We start from the raw sequence: 22,105 nt of genomic DNA, 5'->3' as shown, positions 1-22,105 counted from the left end.
CGCACGCTATGAGTAAACCCATTGTGATGGAACGCGGTGTTAAATACCGCGATGCCGATAAAATGGCCCTTATCCCGGTTAAAAACGTGGCTACAGAGCGCGAGGCGCTGTTAAGAAAACCGGAATGGATGAAAATCAAACTTCCGGCCGACTCTTCGCGTATCCAGGGGATCAAAGCGGCGATGCGCAAGAATGGCCTTCACTCCGTATGTGAAGAAGCCTCTTGTCCGAACCTTGCTGAATGTTTCAATCACGGTACCGCGACGTTTATGATTCTGGGTGCTATCTGTACCCGCCGCTGCCCGTTCTGCGATGTTGCTCATGGCCGTCCAGTCGCACCTGATGCTAACGAACCCCAGAAACTGGCGCAGACCATTGCTGACATGGCGCTGCGCTATGTGGTTATCACCTCCGTTGACCGTGACGATCTGCGTGACGGTGGTGCTCAGCACTTCGCCGACTGTATTACGGCCATTCGCGAGAAAAGCCCTAACATCAAAATCGAGACGCTGGTGCCTGACTTCCGTGGCCGTATGGACCGCGCGCTGGATATCCTGACCGCAACGCCGCCAGATGTGTTTAACCACAACCTGGAGAACGTGCCGCGTCTCTACCGTCAGGTCCGCCCGGGCGCTGACTATAACTGGTCTCTGAAACTGCTGGAGCGTTTCAAAGAAGCGCATCCGCATATTCCGACCAAGTCTGGTCTGATGGTGGGGCTGGGTGAAACCAATGAGGAAATCATTGAGGTGATGCGCGATCTTCGCCGCCACGGTGTGACCATGTTGACCCTGGGGCAGTATCTGCAGCCAAGCCGTCACCACCTGCCGGTACAGCGCTACGTTAGCCCGGATGAGTTCGATGAAATGAAAGCCGAAGCGATGGCGATGGGCTTCACCCACGCAGCCTGCGGCCCGTTCGTTCGCTCCTCATACCATGCCGATATGCAGGCAAAAGGCGAAGAAGTTAAATAATGCTGTAATATTCTTTTACAGTAATACAAAAAACCGGCCTCGTGAGCCGGTTTTTTTTTCGCAAGCCCTCAGGCGTTGCTGTCACTCTTTGTGAGAAAGCTTGTCTGCCGGGACGTCATCCTCGGCGCTTTTCTTCGCCGCTGCATCATCGTCGTTCATCGCTTTCTTAAAGCCTTTGATGGCAGCCCCCAGGTCACCACCCAGCGTGCGTAACTTCTTGGTACCAAACAGCAGGACGACCAGTGCGGCAACCACCAGCAGTTTGGTAATACTAATCTCACCCATAGATACCTTCTTTACTTAAAACAGGCTGCATTCAGCGCCAAAACCTGATTGTATTAACGGTCATTTAGCGCGTGCACACAATAGCAATCTGTAACAAGGTGAATCAAGCATTGTTGAAAAAAACATCACAATAATTGCGGTGGCGCAAACCGACGATTGCGAAGAACAGGTAGTTGCTGACGTGCAAGCGTAATTCTCTCTAAGTTTATCTCCGCCACCAGCAAATGCGGGGCTTCAGCGGCGGCGGCGATCGTCACCCCCAGCGGATCGACCACCCTGCTTTGCCCGATGTTTTTCGTGCCGCACTCTCCAGCAGCAACGACATAGCAGGTGGTATCCAGCGCACGCGCCGCAAGCAGCGTTGCCCAGTGGTGCTCTTTTAACTGCCCGCGAACCCACGCGGCAGGGAGTACCAGTACGTCCGCACCCTGCAGCGCCAGATGGAGCGCCAGCTCGGGAAAACGCAGGTCATAGCAGGTCATCAACCCGATCTTAAATCCGTCAATCCCCAGAAGCGGTGGGATACTGTCTCCGGGGTCAACGCGCCGCGACTCCTGAATGCTGAACGCATCATAGAGATGCAGCTTGGCGTAGCGTGCGACAATGGCCCCGCCACGGATAGCCACAAGCGTATTGACTGCGCGACCCAGCGTGGAGGGGACATGGATCGTTAAGATCGTCGTCATCGTATTGCCCACGCTCTGGGCGAGCAGTTGCTGCAAGAATTCGCCGTCCAGCGACTGCGCGGACTTCACCGATAAATCCGGGTCATTATCATCCCTGGCCAGCAGCGCTTCAGGGAGAACCAGCAGCGACGCGCCTTTCTGCCGGGCCTGCATCATCAGGTTGACGCATGTTATCGCGTTCGCCTGCCAGTCAGGCGTGACCGCAAATTGCCCTACCGCAACATACATATTTGTCCCCTCATCATAAACGGCGTTAAACTCGCTTCTCTTACACATCAAATAGCAGGTATTTAGCGTGTTACAACTACTTTTAGCCGTTTTTATTGGTGGGGGAACGGGTAGCGTTGCGCGATGGTTTCTGAGTATGCGGTTTAATCCTCTTCATCAGGCGATTCCTATGGGGACACTGGCCGCTAACCTGATTGGTGCCTTTATCATTGGCATGGGTCTGGCCTGGTTTAACCGAATGACGCACATCGACCCGATGTGGAAAGTCCTGATTACGACGGGTTTCTGCGGCGGGTTAACCACCTTCTCGACGTTCTCCGCAGAAGTCGTGTTTCTCTTTCAGGAAGGCCGTATCGGCTGGGCACTGGCGAACATCGCGATTAACATGCTCGGCTCGTTTGCGATGACGGGGATCGCATTTTGGCTCTTTTCCTCCGCAAGCACGCATTAACCGTCGAACCGTTAATGTTGGCTTAATTTTTCTCTGTCACTCTGAATGCAGAACTGAACGAGGGTGACAGAATGAAACAGAGTCTGATGAGCGCAGGCATGGTGTTGTTAAGCGTGCTGATCGTTGCCAGCTTCCTGAAAATGTATCTGCTTGGCTGATTCAAAACGAAAAAAACCCGCTCAGGGAGCGGGTTTTGAAATTCTTGCTGACGCGTCTGAATTACAGAGCGATTACGTTAGCAGCAGAAGGGCCTTTGGCACCGTTAGTGATTTCGAACTCTACACGCTGACCTTCAGCCAGAGTTTTGAAACCATTAGACTGGATTGCAGAGAAGTGTACGAACACGTCTTTGCTGCCATCTTCAGGAGTAATGAAACCGAATCCTTTGGACTCATTAAACCACTTAACGTTACCTTTAATCTTAGACATCAAAATTACCTTTACATTAAAAAACGACACAAATGCTGTGTCGGTTACCAGTACATCAATTGTGGGACCTTTTGTCCAGCGGATCTTTGATAAAAAGTGACTAAAGTCGCGTTAATTTTCACTGGCAGATTTTTATCGTTTATGAATCAACGCCTGCGCGTTTTTTCACCACTATGTAACGTTTTGTCAGTTAAAACTGAAAACGCATCCAGGCGAAGTAAACGTTTCCGTTGTTGTACGTACCCGGGATGTAGGTCATCTGGAACGTTGCGGGGCCATAGCCAATAGAGGCCAAAGGCAGCAGCACCGGGATCGGGATGTAGTTCCAGTTGTCACGTGCAGTGACCCCGGCGGTATAGCCCAAACCGACGTGGAAGTTCTCGTCCGCTAGCGGACGCCAGGTTTTCTCCCAACCATATCCCCCAATCGGCTCCCATTTATTAAACGAGTCTTTGAAGGCCATCAGATAGATGCCATGCCAGTTTCCCTTTTCGTCCCAGCGAGACTGACCAAAACCCGCGCCCCACGGACGCTCGTTGTATTTATCGGTTTTCTCTTTGTCATAAGCAAAACGCGCATGCCACGTTATTGCCGGAACATAGAGATCATAATGTTCAGGAGCCGTCCAGGTCTGGGAAACATTATCCGTAAAGGTGGAGAACCAGCCTTTGTCCGTCGCGTTGCCTTCTGCCTGTGCAACAGAAGAAAACGTTAACTGCCCAAAAATAAACAACAAAACAGAGAAAAATGTATTACGTACGATCACAATGCAATTACCATTCTTAGTATTCGAGGCAAAGTTTACCATAAAATAGTTGAATCAAGGCTTAACGGCATCGGCGTTATTCCTAATTATTCGGCCATTTTCCGGGAATATTCTTAAAGAAATCGGGGGATATGCTCAAATAAGCCTACAAGAGGTGTGACTTTTCCCATTTAGCGTTCGTAATCAGTGACATGCAAAACCACACAAAACATTAACAATTTGTTATCATTATTGGGACACATTGCGCCATTTCTGATGGTCAAGACCCTCATGGTATAAATGTATGGGCCATGGCAAAAACACGCTTGTTCTGTTCTCTAGTCGTCTGTTTATTGATTTTAATCAGCAAGAACAGGCCAATTATTCGGCACATTTCCATCCTTCTTTTTTTATTGATTTTTTGTGCTCCACTGCAGCAGAGATACAGGGGAAATCATGCTTACGCTATTCGAACTCCTTATTGGAGTCGTCGTCATTGTCGGCGTCGCGCGCTACATCATTAAAGGCTACTCGGCCACGGGCGTATTATTTGTTGGCGGTTTAACGCTGTTGATTATCAGCGCACTGATGGGGCACCAGGTGTTACCTGCCAGCGCCACGAGCACCGGTTACACCGCTACAGATATTGTTGAATACATTAAAATATTGCTCATGAGCCGCGGCGGCGATCTGGGCATGATGATCATGATGCTGTGTGGTTTTGCGGCCTACATGACCCACATCGGCGCCAACGACATGGTCGTTAAACTTGCCTCAAAACCCCTGCAGTACATTAACTCGCCGTATCTGCTGATGGTCGCCGCCTATTTCCTCGCCTGCCTGATGTCGCTGGCCGTTTCGTCGGCTACCGGACTTGGCGTACTGCTGATGGCGACCCTGTTCCCGGTCATGGTAAACGTCGGTATCAGCCGCGGCGCGGCAGCAGCCATTTGCGCGTCTCCGGCCGCGATTATTCTTTCCCCTACCTCCGGCGACGTCGTGCTGGCGGCAAAGGCAGCGGAGATGTCGCTCATCGACTTCGCCTTTAAAACCACACTGCCGATCTCCATTGTTGCCATTGTCGGCATGGGTATCGCGCATTTCTTCTGGCAGCGCTATCTCGATAAGAAAGAAAACATCAGCCATGAAATGATGGACGTGAGTGAAATCACCACTACCGCTCCCGCGTTTTATGCCATTCTGCCCTTCACGCCGATTATCGGGGTGCTGATTTTTGACGGCAAATGGGGTCCGCAGCTGCACATCATCACCATTCTGGTTATCTGCATGCTGCTGGCTGCCGTGCTGGAATTTGTGCGTGGTTTTAATACGCAAAAGGTGTTCTCGGGTCTGGAAGTTGCCTATCGCGGTATGGCGGATGCCTTCGCTGGCGTGGTGATGCTGCTGGTGGCAGCAGGCGTTTTTGCCCAGGGTCTGAGCACCATCGGCTTTATCCAGAGCCTGATCTCTATCGCCACCTCGTTCGGATCGGCCAGTATTATCCTGATGCTGGTTCTGGTGGTGCTCACCATGCTGGCGGCGATGACCACGGGTTCCGGTAATGCGCCTTTCTACGCTTTCGTTGAGATGATCCCGAAACTGGCTCACTCCTCTGGTATTAACCCGGCCTATCTCTCCATACCCATGCTGCAAGCGTCAAACCTGGGCCGTACCATCTCCCCGGTATCAGGCGTGGTTGTCGCCGTTGCCGGGATGGCGAAAATCTCACCATTCGAAGTGGTAAAACGTACCTCAGTGCCCGTTATGGTTGGCCTGATTATCGTGATTATCGCCACGGAAGTGCTGGTTCCCGGCGCGGCCTAAGCTAAATTAGGGATATCCAAAAAGCGCCTGCGGGCGCTTTTTATGCTTTAATAACCCTCAGAAATTAATCACGCTCATTCGATCAGGAAATCATATGTTCAGGAAGGATATCGTCATCCCGTCTGGCGCAATGGCGCTTGCACTCTGTATCTTCTCCGCACAGGCGGAACCGCTGAAGGCAACCCAGTATGGCGATTTCGATCGCTATGTGCTGGCTTTGTCCTGGCAAACCGGGTTTTGCCAGAGCATGGTCGAGCGCAACCGTAATGAACCTGACGAATGTCGCCTGCAAAAAGAGCGCGAGAATAAAGCCGATTTTCTGACCGTTCACGGGTTATGGCCCGGCCTGCCGAAATCTATTGCCGCACGCGGCGTGGATGACCGTCGATGGATGCGTTTTGGCTGCGCCACACGCCCCATTCCGAACATGCCGGAAGTGAAGGCCAGCCGCAAATGCGATGCCGCCGAAACCGGACTGTCGCTTTCCGCTGCCGCAAAGCTCAATGACGTGATGCCGGGCGCGGGCGGGAATTCCTGCCTGGAACGCTACGAATACGCCAAACATGGCGTCTGCTTTGGTTTTGACCCGGATGCCTATTTCGGCACGATGGTGCGGATGAATCAGGAAGTTAAAAACAGTGCGGTCGGAAAATTCCTCGCCGATAACTACGGGAAACCCGTCAATCGTAGTGATTTTGACAGCGCCGTGGCCAAAAGCTGGGGCAACGAGAACGTCAAAGCGTTCAAGCTGACCTGCAACGGCAATCCGGCGTATCTCACCGAGATGCAGATTTCGCTGAAGGCAAACGCCATTAACAACCCGCTTTCTGCGACCTCGTTTGCCCCGCAGCCACATCCGGGTAACTGCGGAAACCAATTCGTGATTGATAAAGCCGGCTACTGATCCGCGCCCGGGCGCACCATATCAAACCGGTTTTCATCGCTGATGCCATAGTACGCCGTCGGCCCCCCCGCACGCAGGATGGGCTGCGCTTTCGCCGTCTGGTATATCCCCTCTTCCAGCAGCGTTTCGGCAATATGAATTCCGACCACCTCCCCCAACACCAGCCACGTCTCCACCGGCGTACCGTCGGCACCGGTAAGCTGAATGCACTGCGACAGTCGACACTCAAAATTCACCGGGCTTTCTGCAACGCGTGGGGCGTTAACCAGCTGGCTGGCCGCTGGCGTGAGTCCGGCAAAGCTAAATTCATCCCGATCGTGGGGAAGCATCGCGGAGGTTTGGTTCATCGCTTGCGCGAGATCGCGCGTCGCCAGATTCCAGACAAACTCTTTTGTCTCAGTAATATTACGCACGCTGTCCTTCCAGCCGTTGCTGGAAAAGCCGATGATCGGCGGGCGATAGTTAAAGCAGTTAAAGAAGCTATACGGCGCAAGGTTCAGCTGACCGGCCTTATCGCATGAGGAGATCCAGCCTATCGGACGTGGTCCAATAATGGCGTTCAGCGGATCGTGCGGCAGGCCGTGTCCCTGAGACGGTTGATAGAAGTACATAGTGCTCTCTCGTTGGCGGGCAACACCCGGATTCAGGACACTCAGCGTAACGTATTCCGCCAGGAATGAAGACTGAATAAATTTCAGCGAAAATTCATATGGACCATGAATGTGACTTTCATCACTTCAAACTTGCGCGCTCAGCCAGTATCATCGGGAGAGTTAAACCCTCGCTGCCAGACGGCGAGGGTTTTCTTTTGGATCAGTTTCTGCGTTAGACGCAGCATTAACGACATGGAGTAAAAAATGTCCAGACCTACCATTATCATCAATGAGCTCGACGCAGAACGTATCGACAGGCTGCTGGAAAAAGCGGAATTTGCCTCGCTCCCCGTGGCCGACGCCCTGAATGAGGAGCTCGACCGGGCACAGATGTGCACGCCTGAGACGATGCCGCATGACGTAGTCACTATGAATAGCCAGGTGAAATTCCGCAATCTGACCACCGGTGAAGAGCTGACCCGCACGCTGGTTTACCCGGCGCAGATGACCGACAGCAGCGCACAGCTTTCTGTGCTTGCGCCTGTGGGTGCCGCACTGCTGGGACTGCGTACGGGGGATACGATCCACTGGGAATTGCCGGGCGGCGCTTCGACCCATCTGGAAGTGCTGGAGCTGCTCTACCAGCCAGAAGCCGCAGGCGATTACCTGCGTTAATCTCTTCTGAATAAGCGCCTATCCGCTTTGCACAGAGGATGCCACCGCATCCTCTTTCCGCAAATTCACACGATTTTCCTATACCGCGCAAAATGGCCTTAATCCACGCTTAATCTGTTTTAGTGCCGCGGGGACGGTCATGAGTGAGATAGGCGTTATCACACTTATCTTTCTGATTTTTGTGGCGATTATCGTCACGGCCGTGCTCTATCTTGAACGCCACTGGTAAGCGAACATTCTCAGGCCACCCCACCCGGGAAGGCATTCACCAGGCCCTTAACGGTCTGCTCTGCGGCTTCGGGCGTGTCTGCCCCCGGGACCAGAATCACCTTCCGGCACTCCTCCTCCCGTTTTTCGAAAATCTTATAGGCGCGTTCCGCATCCGCAAGGGGGAGATAATGGGTCACGATCTCTTCCGGCGTAAGCAGCCCTTTTTCGATCAGCGGTAACAGTTCACCCAGCCAGGCATGGACGTGCGTCTGACCCATCTTAAACGTCAGCCCCTTATCAAAGGCATCGCCAAACAGGAAGCCATGGATAAACCCGGCGTACACGCCGGGTACGCTAACTACCCCACCGCGCCGCACGGCAGCAATGCATTGACGCAACGCTTTGCCGCTGCTGCCTTCAATTTTTAGATTGCTGAGGATCGTTTCCGTGGTGCTGCCTTTCGCTTCAAACCCGACCGCATCAATCACGGCGTCAACGCCGCGCTGACCCGCGGTCTGCTCGATGATTTTTTCCGAGGCGTCGTTGTCATCATCAAAGTTGATGGGAATTGCGCCGTAACGCGCCTCGGCAAATCGCAAACGGTACGGGTGGTGATCGATAACAAAGATCTGCTCAGCCCCAAGCAGCCGCGCGCAGGCAATGGTCAGTAGCCCCACCGGCCCGGCGCCGAAAACGGCTACGCTTGAACCTTTTGCAATCTGCGCATTTTTTGCCGCCTGCCAGGCCGTGGGCAAAATGTCGGAAAGGAAAAGTGCTTTATCATCAGAAAGAAGCTGCGGGACTTTAAACGGTCCGACGTTCCCCTTCGGCACGCGAACGTATTCCGCCTGTCCCCCCGGCACACCGCCGTAGAGGTGGCTATAGCCAAACAGCGCGGCCGGCGCGGGGATTTGCTTTTTGTTCAGCGCGGCGCCCTGCCCGGCATTGGTATTCTCACAGGCCGCGTATTGCTGCAGACGACAGAAGAAACAGTCCCCGCAGGCGATGACAAAGGGGATCACCACGCGATCGCCTTTTTGCAAATTCTTTACCTCTGCACCGCACTCGACGATTTCCCCCATAAACTCATGGCCAAAAATATCGCCGTGCTGCACCTTCGGGATCTTTCCGCGATAGAGATGCAAATCGGAGCCGCAGATCGCCGTGGCCGTGACGCGCAGAATGATATCGTCGGGCTGTTCGATGCTGGGGTCAGGGACATTCTCGACGCGAACATGGTGCGGACCGTGATACGTAAGTGCTTTCATGCGACCTCCGAAAGGTTCCAGGTAAGTCTATAAGGGTAGCTACCCATGAAGGTCTGCCCCGGAATACGGGTCTTTTGAGATTTATCCTGGCGAGATAAGAAAACTGACGGGGCGCTTACAGAAACCATTAATATTTTGTGGTTGAATGAGTACAGCGTTTATAAACAAGGAGAAACGGGTATGTATCAGAGAATCATTATGCCGGTTGATGTTTTTGAGATGGAGTTGAGCGACAAGGCCGTTCGCCACGCGGAGTTCCTGGCGCAGCAGGACGGTGTCATCCATCTGTTGCACGTGCTCCCGGGATCAGCCAGCCTGAGCCTGCACCGCTTCGCTGCCGATGTGCGCCGCTTCGAGGAGCATTTGCAGCATGAAGCGGAAACGCGTCTGCAAACCATGGTCAGCCACTTCAGTATTGACCCTTCACGGATCAAAACGCACGTCAGATTCGGCAGCGTACGTGATGCGGTAAATGAACTGGCGAACGAGCTGAAGGCAGACGTGGTGGTCATCGGTTCGCGCAACCCTTCCATTACCACACATCTGCTGGGCTCTAACGCCTCCAGCGTGATCCGCCACACACACATACCGGTGATGGTCGTCAGATAAAAAAAGAGGCCACCTTTCGGTGGCCTCTCGCTATTGCAGGTATCGCCTTACTTTCTTTTCTTATGCGGTTTTGGTGCGAATCAGATAGTCAAACGAACTCAGCGACGCCTTCGCCCCTTCGCCCGTGGCGATGATGATCTGTTTGTACGGCACGGTAGTACAGTCACCCGCCGCAAACACGCCCTTCACGCTGGTTTCACACTTCGCATCGATGATGATTTCGCCCATGCGGTTGCGCTCAATCGCGCCTTCCAGCCAGGTGGTGTTTGGCAGCAGACCAATCTGCACGAAGATCCCTGAAAGCTGCACGCTGTGAACGTCGCCGCTCACGCGGTCACGGTATTCCAGACCGGTCACCTTGCTGCCGTCGCCCTTCACTTCCGTGGTCTGCGCGTTCAGTATGATGTCGACGTTTTTCAGGCTGCGAACTTTGTCCTGCAGAACCTGGTCGGCCTTCATCTCTGGTGCGAACTCCAGAAGGGTGACGTGTTCAACAATCCCCGCCAGGTCGATAGCCGCTTCCACGCCGGAGTTACCTCCGCCGATCACCGCCACGCGTTTACCTTTAAACAGCGGGCCGTCGCAGTGCGGGCAGTAGGTCACGCCTTTGGTGCGATACTGATCTTCACCCGGGACGTTCATGTTGCGCCATTTCGCACCGGTGGCAATGATGATGCTGCGCGCTTTCAGCACCGCGCCGGAGGCGGTTTCAATGTGGTGTAAACCACCCTCAACCGCAGCAGGTACCAGCCTGCTGGCGCTCTGGCTGTCGATCACGTCCACGTCGTAGTCGCTGACGTGCGCCTTCAGCGCCCCCGCCAGCTTCTGACCTTCGGTTTTCGGCACGGAGATATAGTTTTCAATGTCCACGGTATCCAGTACCTGGCCACCGAAACGCTCGCCCATCAGGCCAGTGCGGATCCCTTTACGCGCTGAGTACACTGCCGCCGCCGCGCCCGCCGGACCGGAACCGACGATCAGCACGTCGTAGGCATCGCGTTTGTTCAGCGCTTCTGCGGCACGTTTTTCGGCACCGGTATCCACTTTGGCGACGATTTCCGTCAGCGTCATACGACCCTGACCGAATTCCTGACCGTTCAGATACACCGCCGGAACGCCCATCACGTTGCGATCGGTGATTTCATTCTGGAAGGTACCGCCGTCAATTGCCGTGTGCTTGATGCGCGGGTTGAGGACCGACATCAGGTTCAGCGCCTGCACCACGTCCGGACAGTTGTGGCAGGAGAGCGAATAATAGGTTTCAAACTCAAAATCGCCGTCGATATCGCGGATCTGCTCCAGCAGCGCCTGCGCCTCTTTCGACGGATGACCACCGGTCCACAGCAGCGCCAGCACCAGCGAGGTAAATTCGTGACCCAGCGGCGAGCCGGCAAAGCGCGGCCCCAGCTCAGAGCCTGGGTTAGTAATCAGGAAAGAAGGCTTACGGACGTTAAGCGAATTATCTTCTTTGAAGGTCACTTTTGGCGACAGTTCGGCGATCTCAGCCAGCAGTTCCTTGATCTCTGCCGATTTCGCGCTGTCGTCCAGCGTGGCAATCAGCTCAACGGGTTTGGTCAGTTTCTCAAGATAGGCCTTGAGCTGGGTTTTCATATTAGTGTCGAGCATTATTCTTCCCTCTCTTAAAACGTCATCATGCAAGCTGCCTTACACAGGCGGCCTGAATGCAACTTGCATCATGGTGCTGGAATGAAATGGGCGCGGGGGCGCCCATTGATTGCGGGAGGCACTTCGTTTACCCGGCCTACGATACTGTAGGCCTGTGCAAGCGCAGCCCCGCCAGGCTTTACAGACTTAGATCTTGCCGACCAGGTCTAAGGATGGAGCGAGAGTCGCTTCGCCTTCTTTCCATTTCGCCGGGCACACTTCGCCTGGGTGAGAAGCCACGTACTGCGCTGCTTTCACTTTACGCAGCAGGTCAGACGCATCACGGCCGATACCTTCAGCGGTAACTTCGATAGCCTGGATAATACCCTGCGGGTCAACAACGAAGGTGGCGCGGTCAGCCAGGCCTTCATCTTCACGCATGTTGTCGAAGTTACGGGTCAGGGCGCCAGTCGGGTCGCCGATCATCGCGTATTTGATTTTTGCGATGGTTTCAGAGCTGCTGTGCCATGCTTTGTGGGTGAAGTGGGTATCGGTAGACACAGAGTAAACGTCTACGCCCAGCTTCTGCAGTTCGTCATAATGGTCAGCCACGTCGCCCAGTTCGGTCGGGCAAACGAAGGTGAAGTCAGCCGGATAGAAGAAGAAGACGCTCCAGCGACCTTCGGTATCTTTCTCGGTTACTTCGATGAACTCACCGTTTTTGAACGCCTGGTTTTTGAAAGGTTTAATTTTAGTGTTAATCAAAGACATCTGTACTTCCTCCGTGTTTTCGTTGAGATGTAAGGTAACCAACTTTATCCATCGGGGCTAATGCGTATGCTTTATCAAATCAATCAGCCAAACCTTACAACGTCGACAAGACAACAAGGTGAACCTTTTACAGGAAAGCCTGAAAGTAAAAAGGCCGCCTCAACGGGCGGCCCTGATACCTGAATTCCCCGCAGGTACATTCAGTGCCAGCCGAAGCTGGCGTTGCGTTGCGCTCTACAACCCTTTATATCAAGGGGTAACAGCCCTTTGATTACACCACCCGTTCAGGAATTGGGCAATCCATAAGAGAGGTATTCCTGCCTATGGCTGCGATAGGTTTTGCCAAACATCATTTCGGGACGTTATAAATTTATTTTCATTATAAAAATACCTCAATATATAAATGACAATTGTTATTAAAAATGCTCATTGAAACATCTGAGATAAAATTACCTTCATATTCCTTGAAGCACTATTTCAATAATCTGGCGTCGTGATATATTAAGGTGAATTTAATTTAAATTTAAGAGGGTTAATCGAAAGGATTGTAAATGGTTAACTTCAAACTATAGTTATCAGTGATGTGATAACCACAGCAAACACAGCATCCTCAGGACGAAACATGGCAAACCTCTACGACCTTAAAAAATTCGATCTTAATCTGTTAGTCATTTTCGAGTGCATTTACCAACATCTTAGTATCAGTAAAGCCGCCGAGACGCTGTATATCACACCCTCTGCCGTGAGTCAGTCACTGCAACGCCTGCGAGGACAACTCAACGATCCTCTGTTTATCCGTTCCGGTAAAGGGATCACGCCCACGACCGTCGGCGTCAATTTGCATCATCATCTGGAACAGAACCTGAACCAGCTTGAGCAGACTATCAATATCATGCACAGCAGCGGGTTGAAGAAGAATTTTGTCATTTACTGCCCGCAGTTTATGAGCACCAAAACGATGCTTGAGCCAATGAAACTGCTCATGAACAAGTATAACTATTCGGTTGAATTACATGATGTTTTTCTTGCCCCTGATTCAGCAGAAGATCTCCTGGCTTACCGAAAAGCCGACCTGATATTTTCTTTTGCCTCCTCAAGCAGTCGCTCAATTGCCTCCAGCCTTTTCCATAAGCTGCCTTTTGTGCTCGTTTGCCGGAATGATCATCCCCGCTTGAGCGGAAATCCCACGCGTGAAGAGATTCTGAATGAACATTTCACCGCCTACCTGAGCGATGAGAACAGCGTCAAAGACTACCAGGAAAAAGCCGAGAGCCTGTTAACCGAAAGAAATATCGTTTATCGAAGCGACTCTTTTATATCCCTTCTGTCGGTGATCAGTTCATCCGACCTCATAGGGTTAGCGCCCACGCCGGCCTTTGAACAATATGGTCCAGCGCTTAACCTGCGCAAAGTAGAGACAGACATTCAATTTCCCAGCATTGATATTTACATGATGTATAATCGCTCCGCACTGAATAGCTCAGCATTCGCGAGTTTTATTGAAGAAATAACTTTACCGTGAGATGTTAGCGTGGTTTTCCCACAGGATGGGAACCACCTTTTCCAGAAACATACACCATCGTTATATAAACATTCAACATTAACTTTATACACATCATAAATTATTGACTGATATCATTCTCACTCTAGCATTGACACTAACGTCTGGTATTTATTCCTCAGAATGAGAACAAATATGTCAATTTATAAGTATCCTCTTAATCAGGATGTTCTTTCTGCGGCTCGGGAACGAATAAAATGGACCCTCGAAAATTTGCCCCGGATCTGTGTCTCTTTTTCAGGAGGTAAAGACTCCACCACCATGCTGCACCTGGTTGCCCGGCAGGCGCGACAGATGAATATAAAAATAGACGTTCTCTTTATCGACTGGGAAGCGCAGTTTAGCCATACCATCACCCATGTTGAACGTATGCGCGAGTTATACAGCGATATCATCGGCCATTTCTGGTGGGTCGCGCTTCCCCTGACAACGCAAAATTCCCTGTCGCAATTTCAGCCGGAATGGCAATGCTGGGAACCCGGCACCCGATGGGTCCGCCAGCCCCCTGACGGTGCGATAACCGATCCCGCTTTTTTTCCCTTCTACCAGCCCGGCATGACGTTTGAAACTTTTGTTCGCAGCTTCTCCGACTGGTTCTCTCACAATCGCCCGGCGGCGGTGATGATTGGCATCCGCGCCGATGAGTCTTACAACCGTTTTCTGGCTATCGCGTCGGCGCGTAAGCAGCGGTTTGCCGATGATAAACCCTGGACAACCGTCGCACCGGGGGGACATGCCTGGTATGTTTATCCTCTCTACGACTGGAAAACCGCCGATATCTGGACCTGGTTCGCCAAATCGGGATGTTGCTATAACCCACTCTATGACCTGATGTTCCAGGCTGGCGTGCCGCCCCGCTATATGCGTATTTGTGAGCCCTTTGGTCCGGAGCAGCGTCAGGGATTATGGCTCTACCATGTTGTTGAGCCCGATCGCTGGGCGGCCATGTGCGAGCGCGTGAGCGGCGTACGCAGCGGAGGAATTTACGCCGGGCACGATAACCATTTTTACGGACACCGGAAAATCCTGAAACCCGATCACCTCTGCTGGCGCGAATATGCCCTGCTGCTGCTCGACAGCATGCCGCAAAATACGGCTGAGCATTACCGCAATAAAATCGCCATTTACCTGCGCTGGTATCAGAAGAAAGGCATAGAGGATATTCCCGACACCCAGGACGGTGATATTGGTGCCAAAGACATTCCCTCATGGCGCCGTATTTGCAAGGTTATCCTTAATAACGACTACTGGTGCAGAGCGCTGTCGTTCAGCCCAAATAAACCCAAACATTATCAGCGCTACAGTGAAAGAGTGAAGGCGAAACGCAAGGAGTGGGGCATATTATGCGACAACGATTAATCACCGAGATCGAAACGTACCTTCAGTCTCTTCCCGAAGAGGATCGGATTAACGCCATCAATGCTTTTCGTGAAGCGATCCATCGAAACAGTCCTTTTCGTGAGCAACCGATAGACTGCGTGCTTTGGATCAAACAGGACGCGATTACCGCTAACGACTACAACCCCAATAACGTTGCCCCTCCAGAAAAACGGCTGCTCAGCAAGTCGCTGGAACTCGATGGATTCACCCAACCTATTGTCGTGACGGAAAGTGAACCGCAACATTACGAAATTGTGGATGGTTTCCACCGCCATGAAATCGGCAAAACTCGGGCGGCGTTGAAGCGTCAGCTCAGGGGATATCTCCCCGTCACCTGCCTGCGCCAGGATCGACAGGAAAAGCATGACCGTATGGCCGCCACGATCCGTCACAACCGGGCGCGGGGTCGGCACCAGATTAACGCCATGTCGGATATCGTGCGCGAACTGGCACAGCTCGGCTGGAACGATGAGCGAATTGGCAAAGAGCTGGGGATGGACAGCGACGAGGTTCTGCGTCTCAAGCAAATCAACGGTCTGCTGATGCTGTTTGCAGACCGTCGCTATTCCGAAGCCTGGACGGTGAAATAATCAGAGCGTGTTCAAACGCTCTGCCGCCGCCAGCAGCGTCGATTCCTGCTTCGCAAAGCAAAGGCGGATCAGCTTATGCGGGAAGGGATCGGCGCAGAACACCGACAGCGGAATGGCGGCCACCCCCACCTCTTTTGTCAACCACTGGCAAAAGCTGACGTCGTCCAGATCGGAAATCGCGCTGTAGTCCGCGAGCAGGAAGTAGGTTCCTTCAGACGGCAAAATTTCCAGACGGCTTTTACTTAACGCAGCCACAAACAGATCCCGACGTTCACGATAGAAGTGCGGCAGCTCGCGGTAATGCTCGGGCTCCGCGCGCAGCATATCCGCCAGCGCCAGCTGAGCCGGCGTGTTTACGGCAAACGTCAGGTACTGATGCACCTTGCGCAGCTCAGCGCTAATGGCGGCCGGTGCGACGCAGTAACCCACTTTCCAGCCGGTCATATGGTAGGTCTTACCGAACGACGAGACGGCGATAGCGCGCTCGCGAAGCTGCGGATGGGCCAGCACGCTGGCGTGTCCCTCTTCTGCAAAGCAGATGTGCTCGTAAACTTCATCGCTCAGCACGTAGATTTCACGTTCGGCAATCGCCTGCCACAGCGCGGCGAAGTCCGTTTTCTGCCACACCGTCGCCGACGGATTGTGCGGGGTATTCAGGATCACCAGCCGGGTTTTGTCGCTCAGCAGCGCAGCAAACGCCTGCCAGTCGGGGCGGAAATGCGGTGGCTGTAACGCCACGCGTTTCACCACGCCGCCGGAGAGTTCAACCGCAGGCGCATAGCTGTCGTAGCTCGGGTCAAAGCAGATGACTTCATCGCCCGCCCGCACCAGGGCGGTGATGGCCGCATACAGCGCTTCGGTCGCCCCTGCCGTCACCGTAATGTCGCTGTTCGCATCGGGCCTATGGCCATACAGCTCAGCCGTTTTATCCGCAATGGCTTCCCGCAGCGCCTGCACGCCCGTCATTGGCGCATACTGATTCGCCCCCTGCGCCACGTGGTACGCCAGACGCTCCTGCAGATAGGTCGGCCCGTCGAAATCCGGAAATCCCTGAGAAAGGTTAATGGCGTTGTGCTGCTGCGCCAGGGCGCTCATCTGCGTAAAGATGGTGGTACCGAGATTGGGAAGTTTACTTTGCGGAATCAATGCGTTAATGCTCATTGTGTTGTGCCTGCTTGTAATACTTATGTTGCTGCCACTATAACACGATGTTAGTCTTTGGCAATCAAGACGCTTAGACGTCTAAACAATATGAATATTCCTGTCCGAGAGGGTAAAAGGAAAATGACAGACAACCTGCAACTCACGCATCTGGTCGACGCCTGCCGCTGGATTGGCGCCAAAGGCTGGGCACCCGCCACCGGGGGCAATATGTCGGTGCGTCAGGACGAACGCCTCTGCTGGCTCAGCGAATCGGGCAAAGACAAAGGCAGCCTGACGACGGAGGATTTTCTCCAGGTGGAGATCGCCACCAACCGCGCGCCGTCTGGCCGCAGACCGTCGGCGGAGACCGGGCTGCACACCCTTATCTATCGTCTGTTTCCTGAGGCCAACGCCGTCCTGCACGTTCATACGGTCAACGCCACGGTGCTCTCGCGTCTGGTCAAAGAAGCCGAGCTCAACATCAGCGGCTTTGAGATGCAAAAATCCCTCACCGGGCAGACCACGCATCTGGATACGGTGGCTATCCCGGTCTTCGATAACGACCAGGACATTGACGCCCTCGCCTCGCGAATCGCCCATTACGCGCAGGAACGCCCGCTTAATTATGGTTTTCTTCTGCGCGGCCATGGCTTAACCTGCTGGGGACGCGATGTGGCCGAAGCCCGCCGTCATCTGGAAGGACTGGAATTCCTGTTTGAATGTGAAATGCGTTTACGACAACTGGAGAGAGTATGATTCGCGCGATTGTGACGGATATTGAAGGCACCACCAGCGATATTCGTTTTGTCCATGATGTTTTGTTCCCCTACGCGCGTGAGCGGCTGGCGGCCTTCGTGACCGCGCAGCAGTACGCCGAGCCGGTCACATCCATTCTGGACAACCTGCGTGATGAAATCGGTAATCCGCACGCCAGCGTCAGCGAGCTTATCGACGCCCTGTTTGCCTTTATGGATGAAGACCGCAAATCTACTGCGCTAAAAGCGCTGCAGGGGATCATCTGGCACGACGGCTACGTCAACGGCGACTTTACCGGCCATCTCTACCCGGACGTGCTGCCCGCGCTGGAAAAATGGAAAGCGCAAGGGATTGATCTCTATGTTTATTCCTCTGGTTCCGTTGCTGCGCAGAAACTGTTATTTGGCTACAGCGACGAAGGTGATATTACTCATCTGTTCAGCGGCTATTTCGACACCCACATCGGCGCCAAGCGCGAGGTGCAGTCGTATCAGAACATTGCGGCGCAAACGGGCATCGCCCCGTCGCAGATCCTGTTCCTCTCCGATATTCATCAGGAGCTGGACGCAGCTGAACAGGCAGGTTTTCGTACCCTGCAGCTGATTCGCGGTGATGATGACGGCGCAAGCCACCACCATCAGGTCCACCAGTTTGACGAGATTAACCCGGAGCAGATCCCTTCATGAGCGCATTGACCATTTATTCCGATAAAGACGCCAGTCAACACCAGTGGCACAGTACCGACGCCGCCGAGATTGCCCAACAGCTCAACGCGAAAGGCGTGCGGTTTGAACGCTGGGCGGCGGATCGCGATTTAGGACACGATCCCGCGCCTGAAGCCGTGATCGCGGCGTATCAACATGCGATCGACAAACTGGTCGCAGAGAAGGGTTACCAGAGCTGGGACGTGATCAGCCTGCGTGCCGACAATCCGCAGAAAGAGGCGCTGCGCGCGAAGTTCCTGAACGAACACACCCACGGTGAAGACGAAGTACGCTTTTTCGTGGAAGGCGCGGGCTTGTTCTGCCTGCACATTGGCGATGAGGTGTATCAGGTACTGTGCGAGAAAAACGACCTGATTTCCGTTCCTGCGGGCACGCCGCACTGGTTTGATATGGGCTCAGAGCCGAACTTTACGGCGATTCGTATTTTCGACAATCCGGAAGGCTGGGTGGCCCAGTTTACGGGTGATGCGATCGCGGACGCGTATCCACGGCTGGCATAGGTAAAAGCAAAACGGCAGCTATAGCTGCCGTTTTTAGTGTTTGCTCCCTCTCCCTGTGGGAGAGGGTCGGGGTGAGGGCATCAGGCCGCTCGAGCTTCAACGCTTCAACCCCTTCACATACTCAACCAGCTGATCCAGCACAATCCCCCACCCTTCGTGGAAGCCCATCTGCTCGTGCTGCTCGCGGATTTCCTTCGTGGGGTGACGCGCAATCGCCGTGTAGCGGGTTTTGCCCTCGCCCACCTCTTCCAGCAGCAGGATCGCCGTCATAAACGGCTTCTCGGCCGGTTTCCAGCCTTCGGTATAGCCGTCGGTAAAGACCAGCTTTTTCCCCGGATCGATTTCAAGGAACACACCCCGGTTATCCATCCGCTGACCGTCCACCTCAAACACGGTGTTGAACCGTCCGCCCACGCGCAGATCGAGGTCGCATTCGGTCACCTTATGGGGAGCAGGAATGAAAAAGTTTTTGATGTGTTCCGGCGTGGTCCAGCAGAGCCACAGCAGATCGCGCGGTGCGTCCACCACGCGCTCCAGTTTTAAGTCAGTTTCAGGATCGAGCGTCACGATAATGTCCTCTTAAGGGAACCCCTTAAAGGATAGCCGGACTCAGGCGAATTTCCCGTTTGCCACCGCTTCCGGCGTGACCACGCCCGTATCCAGCACCCAGCCGCTAATCAGCGAGGCAGGGGTAACGTCAAACGCCGGGTTATAAACCCGTGCATCTTCCGGCGCCCACTGCACCTCGCCAAAGCTTCCGGCTACGCCCGTCACCTCGCTGGCGGCGCGCTGCTCAATCGGGATCGCGTCGCCGTTCGGGCAGTCCGGATCGAGGGTCGTTTGCGGCGCGGCCACGTAGAACGGAATGCCGTGGAACTTCGCCAGCACCGCCAGGGAATAGGTGCCGATCTTGTTCGCCACGTCGCCGTTGGCGGCAATGCGGTCTGCGCCCACCCACACGGCGTCCACCTGCCCTTTCGCCATCAGGCTGGCGGCCATGGAATCGGTAATCAGCTGATACGGCACGCCCAGCTCGCCGAGCTCCCACGCGGTCAATCTACCGCCCTGCAGCAGCGGACGGGTTTCATCGACCCAGACGTTGCTGACCTTGCCCTCCTGTTGCGCGCGAGCAATCACGCCCAGCGCCGTACCGACGCCCGCCGTTGCCAGCCCGCCGGTGTTGCAGTGGGTGAGCAGGCGGCTGCCGGGCTTCACCAGCGCGCTGCCCGCTTGCGCAATCGCGTCACAGAGCCGTTTGTCTTCGTCGATCAGGCGCAGCGCCTCCGCGACCAGCGCCGGAACATACTCTTCCTGCCACAGCGCAATCTTCATGCGGTCAAGGTTGTTCATCAGGTTCACCGCCGTCGGGCGGGATGCGCGCAGGGTTTCCAGCGCAACCGCCAGCTCGTCGCGGCTTTTGCCGTTTTCCGCCAGCAGCGCCAGCAGCAGACTTGCAGAGAGACCAATCAGCGGCGCGCCGCGCACCCGCAGGGCGTGAATATGCCCGACCAGTGCCACTACCGTTGAGGCATCAAGCCAGCGTTTCTCCTGCGGAAGAGCCTGCTGGTCGAGAATAAAGAGCTGATTATCCGCTACCCGCAGGCTGGTCGTCTGTAATGTCTGCATGTCGTTAATTCCCTGTTGCGTTGTTGTAGCACATTGTGTCAGGATGAAATCCAGATGTATAGACGTCTACATGTCTTTATTAGCAAACCGTGAGGAGCAGGCCATGTCGCAATACCGTACCTTTACCGCTCAGGACGCCGTGGAGTATGCCAGGCAGTTTGGCGGCCTTGACGATCCTTCATCGCTGGTGGAGGCGCAGGAGGTAGGCGACGGCAACCTCAATCTGGTGTTCAAAATCTTCGACAGCGCGGGTGTGAGCCGCATCATCGTTAAGCAGGCGCTGCCCTACGTGCGCTGCGTCGGCGAGTCCTGGCCGCTGACGCTGGACCGCGCCCGTCTGGAGGCGCAAACCCTGGTCGAGCACTACCGACACAGCCCGCAGCACACGGTGAAAATTCATCACTTCGACCCGGAACTGGCGGTGATGGTGATGGAAGATCTCTCCAGCCATCGCATCTGGCGCGGCGAGCTGATCGGCAACATCTACTACCCTCAGGCGGCGCGTCAGCTAGGTGAATACCTCGCGCACGCGCTGTTCCACACCAGCGATTTCTACCTGCACCCGCACGAGAAAAAAGCGCAGGTGGCAAAATTCATCAACCCGGAGATGTGCGAGATCACCGAAGATCTGTTTTTCAACGATCCGTACCAGATCCACGAACGCAACAGCTACCCGGCCGATCTGGAAAATGACGTTGCCGCGCTGCGCGACGACACCCAGCTGAAAATTGCCGTGGCCTCCCTGAAGCACCGTTTCTTTTCTCAGGCTGAAGCCCTGCTGCACGGAGACATTCACAGCGGCTCGATTTTTGTGGCCGACGGCAGCCTGAAGGCCATCGACGCCGAGTTCAGCTATTTCGGCCCGATTGGCTTTGACGTCGGCACCGCTATCGGCAACCTGCTGCTGAACTTCTGCGGCCTGCCGGGACATCTGGGCATTCGCGATGCCGCCGCCGCCCGCGAACAGCGACTGACCGATATTCAGGAACTGTGGAACACCTTCGCGGAGCGCTTCCAGGCGCTGGCACACGAGAAAACGCGCGATGCCGCGCTCAGCGTGCCGGGCTATGCCTCCGCCTTCCTGAAAAAGGTCTGGCATGACGCCATTGGATTCTGCGGCACCGAGCTGATTCGCCGCAGCGTCGGGCTTTCCCACGTCGCGGATATCGACACCATTCAGGACGAGGCGATGCGCCACGAATGCCTTCGCCACGCGATAACGCTCGGCAAGGCGCTGATTGTTATTGCTGACCGTATCGACAACGCGGAAGATCTGGTGGCGCGGGTACGGCAGTACAGCTGAGTGCCGGCTTTGTGCCCGGTGGCGCTGCGCTTACCGGGCCTACGATTCTGATTTTCTCCCTCTCCCTGTGGGAGAGGGCCGGGGTGAGGGCATCAAACCGCACTCACCCCAAATACTCAATCACCGACAGCCCACCGTTATAGTCCGTGCTGTAGATAATTCCCTGCGCATCCACGAACACGTCACACGACTGGATCACCTGCGGGCGATTCGGGCGGGTATCCATCATTTTCGCCGGCGCGGCAGGCACCAGCGCACCCGTTT

General features: G+C 54.4%; 25 protein-coding genes. 14 read left to right on the top strand and 11 right to left on the bottom strand.

The genetic code is table 11. The features are described from left to right. Positions 1-8 precede the first annotated feature (8 nt). Positions 9-974, top strand: coding sequence for a lipoyl synthase (gene lipA, locus DOU50_RS14045; RefSeq protein WP_024907012.1), 966 nt, complete (start codon positions 9-11; stop codon positions 972-974). An 81-nt stretch (positions 975-1,055) separates the two neighbouring features. Here lipA and tatE read toward each other — a convergent pair whose 3' ends face one another. Both tatE and DOU50_RS14035 read right to left on the bottom strand, forming a co-directional pair. After that, positions 1,056-1,259 carry a twin-arginine translocase subunit TatE gene (tatE, locus tag DOU50_RS14040; RefSeq protein WP_023310742.1) on the bottom strand — a complete coding sequence of 68 codons (204 nt, stop codon included), beginning with the start codon at positions 1,257-1,259 and terminating at the stop codon, positions 1,056-1,058. Positions 1,260-1,384: 125 nt separating this feature from the next. Beyond that, positions 1,385-2,173: a deaminated glutathione amidase gene (locus DOU50_RS14035; RefSeq protein ID WP_148769600.1), complete on the bottom strand. Its 789-nt coding sequence runs from the start codon at positions 2,171-2,173 to the stop codon at positions 1,385-1,387. 67 nt (positions 2,174-2,240) lie between these two features. Between DOU50_RS14035 and crcB the strand changes: the two genes are divergently transcribed. Further along, on the top strand, positions 2,241-2,624 hold the full coding sequence (crcB, locus tag DOU50_RS14030) for a fluoride efflux transporter CrcB (RefSeq protein ID WP_024907010.1): 384 nt from the start codon (positions 2,241-2,243) through the stop codon (positions 2,622-2,624). A gap of 219 nt (positions 2,625-2,843) precedes the next feature. Here crcB and cspE read toward each other — a convergent pair whose 3' ends face one another. Together cspE and pagP are read right to left on the bottom strand one after the other, a co-directional pair. After that, complete coding sequence (gene cspE, locus DOU50_RS14025) at positions 2,844-3,053, bottom strand: transcription antiterminator/RNA stability regulator CspE (RefSeq protein ID WP_002439184.1); 210 nt, start codon at positions 3,051-3,053, stop codon at positions 2,844-2,846. 190 nt (positions 3,054-3,243) lie between these two features. Continuing rightward, the gene (gene pagP / locus DOU50_RS14020; protein ID WP_080350496.1) at positions 3,244-3,861 is read right to left on the bottom strand and encodes a lipid IV(A) palmitoyltransferase PagP; all 618 of its coding nucleotides are present in this window, start codon (positions 3,859-3,861) and stop codon (positions 3,244-3,246) included. A 393-nt stretch (positions 3,862-4,254) separates the two neighbouring features. Between pagP and dcuC the strand changes: the two genes are divergently transcribed. Next, entirely contained in the window at positions 4,255-5,622 is a 1,368-nt protein-coding gene (dcuC, locus tag DOU50_RS14015; RefSeq protein WP_032649567.1) for an anaerobic C4-dicarboxylate transporter DcuC, read from the top strand. Positions 5,623-5,716: 94 nt separating this feature from the next. Then, a complete protein-coding gene (gene rna, locus DOU50_RS14010) occupies positions 5,717-6,526 on the top strand; it encodes a ribonuclease I (RefSeq protein ID WP_148769599.1) in 810 nt (269 codons plus the stop codon). On the opposite strand, the gene DOU50_RS14005 is transcribed toward rna, so the two are convergent. Continuing rightward, a complete protein-coding gene (locus tag DOU50_RS14005; protein ID WP_148769598.1) occupies positions 6,520-7,137 on the bottom strand; it encodes a flavin reductase family protein in 618 nt (205 codons plus the stop codon). The genes rna and DOU50_RS14005 overlap by 7 nt on opposite strands. A gap of 246 nt (positions 7,138-7,383) precedes the next feature. On the opposite strand from DOU50_RS14005, the gene rnk reads away from it, so the two are divergent. Together rnk and yldA are read left to right on the top strand one after the other, a co-directional pair. After that, positions 7,384-7,794, top strand: a complete 411-nt coding sequence (gene rnk, locus DOU50_RS14000; RefSeq protein WP_024907006.1) for a nucleoside diphosphate kinase regulator — start codon at positions 7,384-7,386, stop codon at positions 7,792-7,794. 139 nt (positions 7,795-7,933) lie between these two features. Then, a complete protein-coding gene (gene yldA / locus DOU50_RS23975; RefSeq protein WP_008501020.1) occupies positions 7,934-8,023 on the top strand; it encodes a small membrane protein YldA in 90 nt (29 codons plus the stop codon). 10 nt (positions 8,024-8,033) lie between these two features. Here the strand turns inward: yldA and DOU50_RS13995 are convergent, their stop codons facing one another. Next, on the bottom strand, positions 8,034-9,272 hold the full coding sequence (locus tag DOU50_RS13995) for a zinc-dependent alcohol dehydrogenase (protein WP_148769597.1): 1,239 nt from the start codon (positions 9,270-9,272) through the stop codon (positions 8,034-8,036). Positions 9,273-9,452: 180 nt separating this feature from the next. On the opposite strand from DOU50_RS13995, the gene uspG reads away from it, so the two are divergent. After that, positions 9,453-9,881 carry a universal stress protein UspG gene (gene uspG / locus DOU50_RS13990; RefSeq protein ID WP_023310731.1) on the top strand — a complete coding sequence of 143 codons (429 nt, stop codon included), beginning with the start codon at positions 9,453-9,455 and terminating at the stop codon, positions 9,879-9,881. Positions 9,882-9,941: 60 nt separating this feature from the next. On the opposite strand, the gene ahpF is transcribed toward uspG, so the two are convergent. Together ahpF and ahpC are read right to left on the bottom strand one after the other, a co-directional pair. Then, positions 9,942-11,507: an alkyl hydroperoxide reductase subunit F gene (gene ahpF / locus DOU50_RS13985; RefSeq protein ID WP_148769596.1), complete on the bottom strand. Its 1,566-nt coding sequence runs from the start codon at positions 11,505-11,507 to the stop codon at positions 9,942-9,944. Positions 11,508-11,693: 186 nt separating this feature from the next. Then, entirely contained in the window at positions 11,694-12,257 is a 564-nt protein-coding gene (ahpC, locus tag DOU50_RS13980; RefSeq protein WP_008501015.1) for an alkyl hydroperoxide reductase subunit C, read from the bottom strand. Between the two features lie 622 nt (positions 12,258-12,879). On the opposite strand from ahpC, the gene citR reads away from it, so the two are divergent. The 3 genes from citR to DOU50_RS13965 all read left to right on the top strand — a co-directional run bounded on the left by citR (position 12,880) and on the right by DOU50_RS13965 (position 15,788). Further along, entirely contained in the window at positions 12,880-13,779 is a 900-nt protein-coding gene (gene citR / locus DOU50_RS13975) for a DNA-binding transcriptional repressor CitR (protein WP_148769595.1), read from the top strand. Between the two features lie 174 nt (positions 13,780-13,953). Next, positions 13,954-15,177: a phosphoadenosine phosphosulfate reductase gene (locus DOU50_RS13970; RefSeq protein ID WP_148769594.1), complete on the top strand. Its 1,224-nt coding sequence runs from the start codon at positions 13,954-13,956 to the stop codon at positions 15,175-15,177. Beyond that, a complete protein-coding gene (locus DOU50_RS13965; RefSeq protein ID WP_048990011.1) occupies positions 15,162-15,788 on the top strand; it encodes an IbrB-like domain-containing protein in 627 nt (208 codons plus the stop codon). Before DOU50_RS13970 ends, DOU50_RS13965 begins: the two co-directional genes overlap by 16 nt. Here the strand turns inward: DOU50_RS13965 and DOU50_RS13960 are convergent, their stop codons facing one another. Further along, the gene (locus DOU50_RS13960) at positions 15,789-16,949 is read right to left on the bottom strand and encodes a pyridoxal phosphate-dependent aminotransferase (RefSeq protein WP_090417822.1); all 1,161 of its coding nucleotides are present in this window, start codon (positions 16,947-16,949) and stop codon (positions 15,789-15,791) included. It lies immediately after the preceding gene. A gap of 123 nt (positions 16,950-17,072) precedes the next feature. Here DOU50_RS13960 and DOU50_RS13955 point away from each other — a divergent pair, with 123 nt between their 5' ends. Genes DOU50_RS13955 through DOU50_RS13945 form a run of 3 tightly spaced genes read left to right on the top strand, consistent with a single transcriptional unit; the run spans position 17,073 to position 18,912 of the window. Beyond that, entirely contained in the window at positions 17,073-17,687 is a 615-nt protein-coding gene (locus DOU50_RS13955) for a methylthioribulose 1-phosphate dehydratase (protein ID WP_061715768.1), read from the top strand. Next, the gene (gene mtnC / locus DOU50_RS13950; protein ID WP_024906997.1) at positions 17,684-18,373 is read left to right on the top strand and encodes an acireductone synthase; all 690 of its coding nucleotides are present in this window, start codon (positions 17,684-17,686) and stop codon (positions 18,371-18,373) included. Before DOU50_RS13955 ends, mtnC begins: the two co-directional genes overlap by 4 nt. Continuing rightward, positions 18,370-18,912 carry a 1,2-dihydroxy-3-keto-5-methylthiopentene dioxygenase gene (locus DOU50_RS13945; RefSeq protein ID WP_023315605.1) on the top strand — a complete coding sequence of 181 codons (543 nt, stop codon included), beginning with the start codon at positions 18,370-18,372 and terminating at the stop codon, positions 18,910-18,912. Before mtnC ends, DOU50_RS13945 begins: the two co-directional genes overlap by 4 nt. Positions 18,913-19,008: 96 nt before the next feature. Here the strand turns inward: DOU50_RS13945 and DOU50_RS13940 are convergent, their stop codons facing one another. Beyond that, positions 19,009-19,479, bottom strand: a complete 471-nt coding sequence (locus DOU50_RS13940; protein ID WP_048226066.1) for an SRPBCC family protein — start codon at positions 19,477-19,479, stop codon at positions 19,009-19,011. 42 nt (positions 19,480-19,521) lie between these two features. Continuing rightward, complete coding sequence (gene mtnA, locus DOU50_RS13935) at positions 19,522-20,538, bottom strand: S-methyl-5-thioribose-1-phosphate isomerase (RefSeq protein ID WP_148769593.1); 1,017 nt, start codon at positions 20,536-20,538, stop codon at positions 19,522-19,524. Between the two features lie 103 nt (positions 20,539-20,641). Between mtnA and mtnK the strand changes: the two genes are divergently transcribed. Further along, positions 20,642-21,841, top strand: a complete 1,200-nt coding sequence (gene mtnK, locus DOU50_RS13930) for an S-methyl-5-thioribose kinase (RefSeq protein WP_148769592.1) — start codon at positions 20,642-20,644, stop codon at positions 21,839-21,841. The last annotated feature ends 264 nt before the right edge of the window (positions 21,842-22,105 follow it).

Source organism: Enterobacter sp. C6 (genome assembly GCF_008122455.1).
GTDB lineage: Bacteria > Pseudomonadota > Gammaproteobacteria > Enterobacterales > Enterobacteriaceae > Enterobacter > Enterobacter pseudoroggenkampii.
Note: the sequence above shows the minus strand (reverse complement) of the source record. Positions and strands in the feature narration are given on the sequence as shown.